Genomic DNA, 12411 nt, shown 5'->3' with positions numbered 1-12411 from the left:
TCGCGAGCCGGCCTTGGCTGTTGCCTGGCCCGCCATGGCGTCAGTCGTCTGCGGGACCTCGAGCCACCGGCATGCCCGGTCAAGGGGAAACCGTTCAAAGCGTATGAACCCGGGTTTGTGCATGTGGATGTGAAGTACCTGCCGCATATGCCGGATGAAACGGCGCGACGCTATCTGTTTGTTGCGATTGATCGTGCCACCCGCTGGGTATTCGTGCAGATCCGGCCGCACAAGACGGCGGCAGCGAGTTCACGGATCGGCTGTTCAATAAGCAAAAGCAGGCCAGTGGCGAACATGAGTTCGACCGGCTGTGTGCCGCACTGGGCATCGAACATCGCCTGACGAGACCACGCCATCCGCAAACGAATGGGATGGTGGAGCGCTTCAATGGCCGGATCAGCGAGGTGCTGGCCACGCACCGCTTCGACTCGGCGGAGGATCTGGCGCAGACGCTGACGCGTTATGTCTGGCTCTAATAACCAGCATTTGCCACAGCGGGCGCTACAGCACCAATCCCCCCTTCAAGCGATGAAGCAGTGGCAGCAGCAAAGGCCAGAGTTATTCAAAAAGCGTGTAATCAATCGAGCGGGACTGGACATCTAGCTAACAACAAATCCAAAATTCATATACCCCCACAAACGCCAAACGATGGTGAACCTTCGGCTACTAAAACCCGGCACGGAAAACTCTACAAGTAGAAAGCGGCATCACTCCAGAAAGAAGCTGCTGCATCTTTTTGTGCCAGTATCGGCACACCGCCTGCAAGAGGCCAGTCAATGGCGATATGCGGATCAGCCCAATTCAGCGAACGATCAAGTTCCGGATGCCAGAAGTCGGTTGTTTTGTAGAGAAACTCCGCGACATCACTGACAACGAGAAACCCATGGGCAAAGCCTTCAGGAATCCAGAGCTGGCGCTTGTTTTCGGCACTCAGTGATACGCCAACCCATTTACCAAAAGTCGGAGATGACTGGCGCAAATCCACCGCCACATCAAATACTTCGCCGAGCGTGCAGCGCACCAGCTTGCCCTGCGGATGCGGGGTCAGCTGGTAATGCAGTCCGCGCAAGACTCCCTGCACCGAACGAGAGTGATTGTCCTGCACAAACTGGACCTCGCGCCCGATGGCTGCGTTGAAGTGCTGCTGATTGAAACTCTCGTAAAAGTATCCTCGATCATCACCAAAAACACGCGGCTCGATAATCTTGACATCAGGAATTTCGGTATCGATTACATTCACAGGGATATTCCTTATAACCCACAATAACAATGCTCAGGAGTAAATACACCCTGGAGGCTTCAGGCTTCATTGAAAAATCAAATAATCAACGCAGGGTTTCTTTGGTGAGCCGGAGCAAATATTGGCCATAGCCTGTTTTTTTGAGCGGCTGCGCCAATTCAACAAGTTGCGCGACACCAATCCATTGCTGCCGATATGCCACTTCTTCAGGACTGGCAACTTTCAATCCCTGCCGCTGCTCGATAGTCTGGATAAAAAGACTTGCTTCCAGCATGGACTCGTGTGTCCCCGTGTCCAGCCAGGCAAAGCCACGCCCCATGGTCTTTACATCGAGAGTTCCGCGCTTGAGATATTCACCATTCACATCGGTAATTTCCAGTTCGCCACGCAGCGAGGGTTTAATACCTTTGGCGATGTCGACAACAGCATTGTCGTAGAAATAAAGACCGGTCACGGCATAGTTCGATTTCGGCTGTGCGGGCTTTTCTTCAATAGATAGAGCATTACCTGCCTTGTCAAAATCTACCACGCCATAGCGCTCGGGATCATGCACATGGTAGGCAAACACGCTGGCGCCTACCTGCTTTGCGGCGGCATCCTGCAACAATTCGGCGAATTCGTGCCCATAGAAGATGTTGTCACCGAGAACCAATGCAACATTGTCATCACCGATGAAATCCTCACCGATAATAAAGGCTTGAGCCAATCCATCCGGACTGGGCTGGACTGCGTACTTGAGTGAAATACCCCACTGGCGGCCATCACCGAGCAGCTGCTCGAAGCGTGGCGTGTCCTGCGGGGTTGAGATGATCAGGATTTCACGGATGCCCGCCAGCATGAGTGTGGTGAGCGGGTAGTAGATCATCGGCTTGTCGTAAATCGGCAGCAGTTGCTTGCTGACCGCGATGGTCGCCGGATAAAGCCGGGTGCCGGAACCTCCGGCGAGGATGATACCTTTGCGATTATTCATGTTTGTCTTTTCCCGGATGTCACTTGGCAAGCAGGGTCATTACCTGCTGCACACCTACCTGCCAAGGCGGCAGGCGCAGATTGAATGTGCTTTGCAGCTTGCTGGTATCGAGGCGAGAATTCGCCGGGCGCGGAGCAGGCAGCGGGTATGCGCTGGTCGGAATGGGCGCAATCGTCTCGGCAGTACACTTGAGGGTATACCCATGAAGCCTAGCATTATCATTAGCTTCCAGCGCATACCCATGCCAACTGGTTACCCCCTCGGCGACCAGATGATACGTACCAAAGGGGAATACAATAGGCAGATCCGCATGCAGATAGCGGGCAATAATCTGTGCGGTAATGTCTGCCAGCAAGGCCGCCGAAGTCGGTGCGCCGATCTGGTCGGCGACCACGTTCACCGCATCGCGCTCCTGCATTAGTCGCAGCATGGTTTTGAGGAAATTGTTTCCGTGCGCGCCATACACCCAGCTGGTGCGGAATATGAGATGGCGGCAGCCGCTGACGCGTATGGCATTTTCACCTGCCAGCTTGGTTTTGCCATACACTGACCGTGGATTTGGCACATCCTCTTCGGTGTACCAGCCATCTTTACCCCCATCGAACACATAATCCGTGGAGTAATGCACCAGCAGCACTCCGCACTCAGCAGCCCAGCGGGCGAACTCGGCAGGCGCGCCGGCATTGATGGCATGCACCAGTTCCGGCTCGCCTTCCGCCTTGTCAACCGCCGTGTATGCAGCCGGATTGACTATGACATCCGGCTGGACCCGTGTCAGTAGAGCACGAATGGCGTCAGGATCACTCAGATCGCACTCGTAGCGATCCACTGCGATTATCTCGCCAAGCACGGCAAGACTTCGTTGCAGCTCGAATCCCACCTGGCCAGCCGCGCCGGTGACGAGTATTTTCGGAAAAGCCATGCTTACACTCCGTACTGGGTGGATACCCATTCGCGATAAGCGCCGGAAGTCACATTCTGAATCCAGTCCTGATTTGCCAGATACCATCCCACCGTTTTACGGATGCCAGACTCGAAGGTTTCTGCCGGTTTCCAGCCCAGCTCCTGCGAGAGTTTGGTCGCATCAATCGCATAACGCCGATCATGCCCCGGGCGATCAGTGACATAAGTAATCTGCTCGGCATAGCCCTTGCCATCCACCCGTGGTCGCAATTCGTCCAGCAAGCTGCAGATGGTATTTACCACATCCACATTGGCTTTTTCGTTCCAGCCTCCTACGTTGTAGGTCTCACCAAGCCTGCCCGCTTCCAGTACGCGCCGGATGGCCGCACAGTGATCTTTCACATACAGCCAGTCGCGAATTTGCTGGCCATCGCCATAAATCGGCAGCGACTTGCCGGCCAGTGCATTAAGGATCACCAGTGGAATCAGTTTTTCCGGAAAGTGGTATGGGCCGTAGTTGTTCGAGCAGTTGGTCGTCAGCACCGGCAAGCCATAGGTGTGATGCCATGCGCGCACGAGGTGGTCGCTGGCGGCCTTGCTTGCCGAATATGGGCTGTTCGGCTCGTAGCGGTTTGTTTCAGCAAAGGGTGGGTCGCTGGCTTCAAGCGTGCCATAGACTTCGTCAGTGGAAACATGCAGAAAGCGGAAAGCTTCCTTTTCATCAGCAGCCAGGTCATTCCAGTAGGCGCGCACACTTTCCAGAAGGTTGAAGGTGCCCACCACATTGGTATGTATGAAATCGCCCGGCCCATGAATCGAGCGATCAACATGCGATTCGGCTGCAAAATTGATGACTGCACGCGGCGCATGCTCAGTAAGCAGGCGTCCGAGCAGTTCGCGATCTCCGATATCGCCACGGACGAATAAGTGCCGCCCATCGCCATCAAGTGATTTCAGTGTATCGAGATTGCCGGCATAGGTCAGCTTGTCGAGGTTGATCACAGGCTCATCAGAGCCAGCCAGCCAATCCAGAACGAAATTGGCGCCGATAAAGCCGGCGCCTCCTGTAACCAGAATCATGAAATCAAACCTCTCGGGATTTTCTAGACGTTTTCCGATAAACCAGCCATTTCGGCGTTTTGAACCGCGTAATGCAGCGATAAAGCCAGAGATAGCCGATCACAAAACAGATGGCGGTAATTTGCAGCCCGAGTGTTGAGTGCCATAACAGGGTTGCAGGCACCACCGAAAGGGAGGCAAAAAACCACAGGTAAGGGGAAGTCATGCTGTTGCGCATGGTGCGCTCTTCCGGACAGGAGCTGCCAACAGCCCAGCGCATCATGCGTTTGTAGATCAACTGGTGCAGGTGGGCAGCATCCGGCATGCCGGGGTGTGCCTTGCGGTCAAGGCGGCGCTGTATGGTAAAAATAGTCTCAACGATTGGGTAAAGCAGCAGCACAGAGGAGTACCACGGCGAGACGGAAGGATTGCGCATTACAATTGCAATCGCAAGCGCAGCCAGCCAGAAGCCCAGCGTGTAAGCACCACCGTCGCCGAGAAAAATCAGCCCACGTGGCCAGTTCCACAAGGTGAATCCGAGACAGGCGCCGATCATGCTTACAGCGGCAACCATCACAAGACGGTCGCCAACCTTAAAGGCCACGTAGCTCAGCGAAGCCAGCATGATCATGCCCACCGCACTGCTCAATCCGTTGTAACCATCAATGAGGTTGAAGGCGTTGATGATGCCGAGAATGGCGGCAACCGTGACAATGACAGCCAGCCAGTGATATTGCACAAGCCAATCCACGATGGCCATATCGGTGCGAATAATCAGCCACCCCAGTAAAGCGATGAGGAGCAGGCATGAGACCACCATGGCAAAGAGCCGTGTTTTGATAAGGCCAATCTTGAGGATATCTTCAGCCATACCGCCAGCAAATGCGGGAAATGCACTCGCGAGCAGCAAGGCGAATGCCCCGCCCAGCGAGGCGCCATCAAAAAGGTAAACCAACGGAATATCTAGCAGCAATGCAAGCAGGAGCGCCAAGCCGCCGACACGAGGAACAGCGAAGGCGTGGAACTTCTGAGCCCCATCCAGATCATTGTCCGCAGTCAAGTGAGCATGTGCGTGCCGGAAGCGCACCAGAAAAAGGCACACAACAAAACTTACAAAAAACGCAGACAAAAAGTAAAGTATATTCACAGAAAGTCGCAAGCTTGATTGCAGCGGGGAATTTTATCGCAAAAGCACAGCGCCTGCCTTCAAAATACTTCACATTGCAGCATCAGTTACGCCAGCCCCAGCGGTTGAAGTACTTCACTGCAGAAGTCAGATGCAGCAGCAAAGCCCTGCCCCAGCGATAGGATGCCTGCCCGTGGCCATGCACTATATGTACATCCGGATTCATGACCAGAGTATATCCGGCTTGTGCAATACGCCGGCACAAGTCGTAGTCCTCAAGATAAAGGAAGTAGCGCTCGTCAAACCCCTTTAGCTTCTTGAGCACTTCTGTCCGTGCCAGCATGCAGCATCCGGAAATAAGCGGAACGGGGGTCGGAGAGCTGAAGCTTTCGTCACGCATCTCATAATGCGCGATGCGGCACCTCAGCCACTCAAACTTCGGCAGGAAGCGCCTGCCAAAGAGAATGAGGGGGCTTGGCAAGCGTTTTGCCAGAAACTGGCGTGAACCATCTTCATTGCGAACATCCGGCATCACAGCGCCGCACTCCGGATGAGCAGTCAGAAAACTGAGCAGTACTGGCAACGGACTGCTCGGCCAAGTGACATCCGGATTAAGAATGAGGTGAAAGGAGCTCTTTTCCAGACTGACATTTGCCAGAAGTCGATTGTGCCCTGCACCAAAACCAAGATTCCGCCCTGCACAGCCATAAAACCAACCTCGCCGCGTCACTTCTTCCCTCAGGTTCACATCACCCTGATTGTCAAACACCAGCACTTCCGCAATGGCGCCATCTCCGGCCAGAAGATCAAACAGAGGCAGCAATTCTGCAACGGGGGTCCGGTAGATCACCAAGCCTACGGAGCATTTCGCAAGGGGATTCGCCACAACACCACTCCAAAAGCGAACTGGCATGCCTTGCGGACATGCCAGCACTCACAGCGTTAAATGCCTGAACCGGTCAGAATGCAAATGCCACGGTTTCCGGTAACAGGGCTGGCAGATTGTATTCAAACAGCTTCTGCGTGGAACTGACTCCATCCGGAGACTTCGTCACGCGGCAGGCACTCATGCTGGGCTCTGCACCGGTCACCAGGATTAGTCGGCCGGATGCGCCCAGCTGGGTCAGCAGTGGCGCCGGTACATCAGCCACAGAGCCGCTCACCAGAATCACATCAAACGGCGCCAGTCCTGCCTGTCCATCTGCCGCAGAACCCTGCTGCACTTGGGCGTTTTTGACTCCGGCCTTGGTCAGTGCCGCATTGGCAAACTGGACCAGACTCGCATTCTGCTCGATGCCATACACTTCCTGTCCTAGCCCTGCCGCCAGCGCCACCAGATATCCGGTCGTCGCACCAACGACCAGCACGCGGTCTGTTGGCTTGATGGCGGCTTCCTGCAGGAAGCGCGCTTCGATCTTCGGCGCCAGCATACGGGCACCATCACCTACCGGCAGCTCGATATCGGCAAGCGCCAGTTCGCGTTTGTCGGCGGGAACGAAGTCCTCGCGCTTTACATCCAGAAAACGTTGCAGAACCTTCTGGTCGGTGACGTTCCAGGGGCGAATCTGTTGCTCTACCATCAGGTAGCGGGCGCGTTCCCAATCCATTTTTTGCTCAACCTCAAGGCTTACGAATATCAGGCGGCCAGCGGCCGGATTTGACTTGCAATTATCCCATAAGTCTTTAAGCTCTACACACATCAATCGCTAGGGGTTCTGCTGTCACGTATCCGCCCGGATACACGATGCAGATGAGAATCACCCTTGGAACCTGATCCGGTTAACACCGGCGTAGGGAAGCGAGTTGCGTATCTGCTACTCCCTCTGTGCCGCGTTTAAAAGACCATTGGAGAGTAGTGTTATGAACAAGCCCACCGAATTCCGCGCCGACACGGCGCAAGTCGACGAAGCAGCCATCCAGCCGCTGCCCAACTCCCGCAAGGTTTACGTACAGGGCTCCCGTGCCGACATCCGCGTACCGATGCGCGAAATCAGCCAGGACGACACCCCGACCATGTTCGGCGGCGAGAAGAACCCGCCGATCTATGTGTATGACTGTTCGGGCCCTTACACCGATCCGAATGCCAAAATTGACGTCCGCAAGGGACTCGAAGCGATTCGTGCCGCGTGGATCGAAGAACGCAATGACACCGAAATCCTCGATGGCCTGACCAGCGACTACGGCCGCCTGCGCGAGGCCGACGCCAGCCTCGACCACCTGCGCTTCGACCTGCAGCGCAAGCCGCGCCGCGCCAAGCCGGGCATGAATGTTTCCCAGATGCACTATGCCCGCAAAGGCATCATCACGCCGGAAATGGAATATGTGGCGATCCGTGAAAACCTGCAGCGCGAAAAGTACATCGAGAGCCTGAAGGAACTCGGTGCGAAAGGTGAAAAGCTGGCTAAGATGATGCTGTTCCAGCATCCGGGCCAGAATTTCGGCGCCAACATTCCGGAAAAGATCACGCCGGAATTCGTGCGCGATGAAATCGCCGCTGGCCGCGCAATCATCCCGAACAACATCAACCACCCGGAATCCGAGCCGATGATCATCGGCCGCAACTTCCTGGTGAAAATCAACGGCAATATCGGCAATTCGGCAGTCACCTCGTCGATTACCGAAGAAGTTGACAAGATGACCTGGGGCATCCGCTGGGGCGCCGACACCATCATGGACCTGTCGACCGGCAAGAACATCCACGAAACCCGCGAGTGGATTCTGCGCAATTCGCCAGTACCGATTGGCACCGTACCGATCTATCAGGCGCTGGAAAAGGTGAACGGCAAGGCCGAAGACCTGACCTGGGAAATCTTCAAGGACACGCTGATCGAGCAGGCCGAACAGGGTGTCGACTACTTCACCATTCACGCGGGGGTGCTGCTGCGCTACGTGCCGATGACCGCCAACCGCATGACCGGCATCGTGTCACGCGGCGGCTCGATCATGGCCAAGTGGTGTCTGGCGCACCACAAGGAAAACTTCCTCTACACCCATTTCGAAGAAATCTGCGAAATCATGAAGCAGTACGACGTGGCCTTCTCGCTGGGCGATGGCCTGCGTCCGGGCTCGGTGTGGGATGCCAATGATGAAGCGCAACTGGGCGAACTGAAAACGCTGGGCGAACTGACGCAAATCGCGTGGAAGCACGACGTTCAGGTGATGATCGAAGGCCCGGGCCACGTGCCAATGCAGATGATCAAGGAAAACATGGACCTGGAACTGGAATGGTGCCACGAAGCACCGTTCTACACCCTGGGCCCGCTGACCACCGACATCGCCCCCGGCTACGACCACATTACCTCCGCCATCGGCGCCGCGCAGATCGGCTGGTACGGCTGCGCGATGCTGTGTTACGTCACACCGAAGGAACACCTGGGACTGCCGAACAAGGATGACGTGAAGGAAGGCATCATCGTCTACAAGCTGGCGGCGCACGCAGCCGATCTGGCCAAGGGCCACCCGGGCGCGCAGATCCGCGACAATGCCATGTCGAAGGCGCGCTTCGAATTCCGCTGGGAAGACCAGTTCAACATCGGCCTCGACCCGGATCGCGCACGCTCCTTCCACGACGAAACACTGCCGAAGGAAAGCGCCAAGGTCGCCCACTTCTGCTCGATGTGCGGCCCGCATTTCTGCTCGATGAAAATCACGCAGGATGTACGCGAGTTTGCCGAGAAGCAGGGTCTGCAAGCCAACGAAGAAGCGCTCGCGAAAGGCATGGAAGCCAAGGCGATCGAATTCGTGCAGGGCGGCGCCAAGCTGTACGACAAGGCCTGATTACCGAACCAACACCTGCCTGCAAGTGGGTGGCTGTAAAACCTGAAAAGGCTGCGTTGTTTTTACAACGCAGCCTTTTTATGGGTATATCCAGCCAAGCATTAACAATGAAAGGCTCCAAGCATATACCCAGAAGACAGACACACCAGCATACATCATGACAGCAAAATTTGTAGTCGATCAAAGCCAGACTACCTTGCTCCGCTAAGATCATCCGATTAATCAGCCTCCGGAGCTTCGCCATGCCACAGACCAAATTTTGGTTACCCGAATCTGACATCCCGACGCATTGGTACAACGTCGTCGCCGATATGCCCAATGCGCCCGCGCCGGTGCTGGGGCCGGATGGCCAAGCCATTGGCCCGGATGCGCTATCGGCCATTTTCCCGAATGCAGTCATCGAGCAGGAAGTCAGCCGCGAGCGCTGGATTCCCATCCCCGAACCGGTGCGCGAGATTTATCAGATGTGGCGCCCGACCTGCCTCGTGCGCGCCCACCGCCTGGAAGCCGCGCTGGGCACACCGGCCCACATCTATTACAAGTACGAAGGCGCCAGCCCGGCCGGCTCGCACAAGCTCAATTCGGCAATCGCACAGGCGTATTACAACAAGCAGGAAGGCGTCACCCGCATGACGACCGAAACTGGCGCCGGACAATGGGGCAGCTCGCTGGCACTCGCCGGCCAGATGTTCGGCATCGACGTGCGCATCTATATGGTGAAAGTGAGCTACCAGCAAAAGCCCTTCCGCCGCTCGATGATGCAGGCCTGGGGCGCAACCGTGCTGGCCAGCCCGAGCATGGAAACCGCCAGCGGCCGCGATGCGCTGGCCAAAGACCCGAACAACCCCGGCTCGCTGGGACTGGCGATTGCCGAGGCAGTGGAAGAAGCCGCGTCGCGCGCCGACACCAACTATGGTCTTGGCTCGGTACTCAACCATGTGCTGCTGCACCAGACCGTGATCGGGCTGGAGGCAAAGAAACAGTTCGAGATGGCCGGCGAATACCCGGACATGATTTTCGCGCCGTGTGGCGGTGGCTCGAATTTCGGCGGCGTGGCCTTCCCTTTCCTCGCCGACAAGGCTGCCGGCAGTGATGTGCGCCTCGTCGCCGTCGAACCGGCCTCCTGCCCTAGCCTGACGCGCGGCCATTACGCCTACGACTTCGGCGATACCGTCGGCCTCACGCCGTTGATGAAGCAGTACACACTTGGGCATGATTTCATGCCACCGTCGATCCACGCCGGTGGCCTGCGCTACCACGGCGCCAGCACGCTGGTCAGCCAGCTTTACCACGAAAAACTGATCGAGGCCGTGGCTGTACCGCAACTCGCCACCTTCGAAGCGGGCGTCACCTTTGCGCGCGCGGAGGGCATCATCCCCGCGCCGGAATCCTGCCATGCCATCCGTGCCTGCCTCGACGAGGCACAGCGCTGCAAGGAGGCGGGCGAAGCCAAGGTGCTGTTCTTCAACCTCTCCGGCCACGGCCACTTCGACATGGCGAGCTACGACAAATATTTCAGCGGCCAACTGGAAGACTACGCCTACCCGGAAGAGGCGATTGTGGCTGCACTGGCACGCCTGCCGAAGGTGCCGGCCTGAACGCCTGCGTCACCATGAAAACGGGCGGCCCAGCCGCCCGTTTTTCATAGCACCGCCGCCACTCAGGCCAGCAGCATGCCACGGAGCATGAAATAGACCATGGCGGCCATCAGCGCCGAAGCGGGCACGGTAATCACCCAGGCTGCGGCAATTTTCATGATCTGCGAGCGCTTTACCAGCTCCTGGCGATAGACCTTTTTCAGGTTCTTGCGCTCCATCTTGGAAAAGTGTGCGGGATCGAGCTGCTGGCGCGCCTGTTCTTTCAGTTCGGCCAGCATCAGGCCCTTTTCCTGGATCGTCGCCCTGTCAAAGCGCGCCATGAAGGCCTCGATGGCCTCCTGGTCATCTTCCGGATGATGCGCCTTGATCTCGTCCAGCGTGCGGGCGTGACTGGCCTTCAGGTATTCACGGAGGAAGCCCACGCCAAACACGCCACCAACGGCGATATGGGTCGAGCTGACCGGCAGCCCCATCTGGCTGGCCACAATCACGGTAATCGTCGCGGCCAGCGCAATGCAGAAGGCCCGCATCTGGTCGAGCTCGGTAATTTCACTGCCAACGGTGCGGATTACCTTCGGGCCGTACAGCGCCAGCCCGATCGAAATACCGAGCGCCCCGATCATCATCACCCACAAGGGAATCGCCGCCTTGCCGTGCAGTTCGCCGGCACTGGCCAGCGCATCATTGATCGCAGCCAGCGGGCCGATGGCGTTGGCCACATCATTGGCGCCGTGGGCGAAGCTAAGCAGTGCGGCAGCAAAGATCAGCGGCACGGTAAACAGCTTGTTCACACTCTGCTTGGTATTGCTGATCTGGCTCTGGCGGGACTTCAGCAGAGGGCGCAGCACCAGCATCACCACCACACCGGCAGCCAGTCCATACAGCACGGCCGGCAGGAAATCGACCTTCCACACCTTATTCAGCCCTTTCAGGATCAGGTAGGTGGTGAAAGTCCAGGCCATCAATCCGACCAGCAGCGGCACAGTATTGGTCGCTGCGGCCACCATATCCTGCCGGTAGGTGATGGTTCGCTTGATCAGATACAGGAACAGCGCCGCGAACACCCCGCCCAGCAGCGGCGAAATCACCCAACTGGCAGCAATCGTGCCGACCTGCCCCCAATCGGCGATGCCGAAACCACCGGCGGCAACGCCAGCTCCCAGTACGGCACCGACAATCGAATGCGTGGTCGATACAGGCGCACCGACCGCGGTAGCCACATTCAGCCACAGCGCACCGGCCAGCAGCGCGGCCATCATGATCCAGACAAAGGTCTGCAGATCGGGAATCTGCTCAGGGTCGATGATGCCGCTGCGGATGGTGGTCACGACATCCCCTCCGGCAATCAGCGCTCCGGCAGCCTCGAAAATGGCTGCGATGATCAGCGCACCACCCATGGTAAGCGCCCCCGATCCGACCGCAGGGCCGACATTATTGGCCACGTCGTTGGCACCGATATTCATCGCCATATAGGCGCCGATCACGGCAGCGACGATCAGCATGATATTGGGAGGCGAGCCACGCAAGGCGGTATAGAAAATGATGCCGACGATGAACAGCAGGGCAACGCCCAGACGGATCAGCTCGGCATGGCCGGATTTGGCTGCGCCATGCAGCTTGTCGATTTGCAGATGGTTCATGGGGGAATGTGATGGCAGATCAAGCGGCATGAGACCACCAGACTCAGTCAAAGTTGCACCACCGGTCGCGGCACTTCTGCCCGGCGGTGTTACGACGC

10 protein-coding genes, 1 pseudogene and 1 riboswitch are annotated in these 12411 nt (G+C 57.2%); of the genes and pseudogenes, 3 read left to right on the top strand and 8 right to left on the bottom strand.

Annotated elements, in window-relative coordinates; translation table 11 throughout:
• Positions 1-603: pseudogene (locus H559_RS23160) on the top strand (integrase core domain-containing protein); the annotation flags it as partial.
• Between the two features lie 85 nt (positions 604-688).
• Here H559_RS23160 and rfbC read toward each other — a convergent pair.
• The 7 genes from rfbC to H559_RS20120 form a co-directional block, all read right to left on the bottom strand.
• Positions 689-1240, bottom strand: a complete 552-nt coding sequence (gene rfbC, locus H559_RS0111755) for a dTDP-4-dehydrorhamnose 3,5-epimerase (protein ID WP_028452874.1) — start codon at positions 1238-1240, stop codon at positions 689-691.
• 85 nt (positions 1241-1325) lie between these two features.
• Entirely contained in the window at positions 1326-2210 is an 885-nt protein-coding gene (gene rfbA, locus H559_RS0111750; RefSeq protein ID WP_028452873.1) for a glucose-1-phosphate thymidylyltransferase RfbA, read from the bottom strand.
• A gap of 19 nt (positions 2211-2229) precedes the next feature.
• Positions 2230-3132, bottom strand: a complete 903-nt coding sequence (rfbD, locus tag H559_RS0111745) for a dTDP-4-dehydrorhamnose reductase (protein WP_028452872.1) — start codon at positions 3130-3132, stop codon at positions 2230-2232.
• Positions 3133-3134: 2 nt separating this feature from the next.
• A complete protein-coding gene (gene rfbB / locus H559_RS0111740; RefSeq protein ID WP_028452871.1) occupies positions 3135-4193 on the bottom strand; it encodes a dTDP-glucose 4,6-dehydratase in 1059 nt (352 codons plus the stop codon).
• Between the two features lie 4 nt (positions 4194-4197).
• Positions 4198-5331: an MraY family glycosyltransferase gene (locus H559_RS0111735; protein ID WP_245579370.1), complete on the bottom strand. Its 1134-nt coding sequence runs from the start codon at positions 5329-5331 to the stop codon at positions 4198-4200.
• Positions 5332-5401: 70 nt separating this feature from the next.
• A complete protein-coding gene (locus H559_RS22230) occupies positions 5402-6184 on the bottom strand; it encodes a glycosyltransferase (RefSeq protein ID WP_162143321.1) in 783 nt (260 codons plus the stop codon).
• Positions 6185-6257: 73 nt separating this feature from the next.
• Complete coding sequence (locus tag H559_RS20120) at positions 6258-6905, bottom strand: protein-L-isoaspartate O-methyltransferase family protein (RefSeq protein ID WP_034640993.1); 648 nt, start codon at positions 6903-6905, stop codon at positions 6258-6260.
• Between the two features lie 91 nt (positions 6906-6996).
• Positions 6997-7112, top strand: a riboswitch (TPP riboswitch).
• Positions 7113-7212: 100 nt separating this feature from the next.
• Between H559_RS20120 and thiC the strand changes: the two genes are divergently transcribed.
• Together thiC and H559_RS0111715 are read left to right on the top strand one after the other, a co-directional pair.
• Positions 7213-9075, top strand: a complete 1863-nt coding sequence (thiC, locus tag H559_RS0111720) for a phosphomethylpyrimidine synthase ThiC (protein WP_444541993.1) — start codon at positions 7213-7215, stop codon at positions 9073-9075.
• Positions 9076-9317: 242 nt separating this feature from the next.
• Positions 9318-10673, top strand: a complete 1356-nt coding sequence (locus H559_RS0111715) for a TrpB-like pyridoxal phosphate-dependent enzyme (protein ID WP_028452868.1) — start codon at positions 9318-9320, stop codon at positions 10671-10673.
• A gap of 62 nt (positions 10674-10735) precedes the next feature.
• Here H559_RS0111715 and H559_RS0111710 read toward each other — a convergent pair whose 3' ends face one another.
• Positions 10736-12313 carry an inorganic phosphate transporter gene (locus H559_RS0111710; protein WP_028452867.1) on the bottom strand — a complete coding sequence of 526 codons (1578 nt, stop codon included), beginning with the start codon at positions 12311-12313 and terminating at the stop codon, positions 10736-10738.
• Positions 12314-12411: the final 98 nt, after the last annotated feature.

Source organism: Chitinilyticum aquatile DSM 21506 (genome assembly GCF_000430805.1).
Lineage (GTDB): Bacteria > Pseudomonadota > Gammaproteobacteria > Burkholderiales > Chitinibacteraceae > Chitinilyticum > Chitinilyticum aquatile.
The sequence above is the reverse complement of the archived record's forward strand: the minus strand, read 5'-3'. Positions and strand labels throughout refer to the sequence as shown.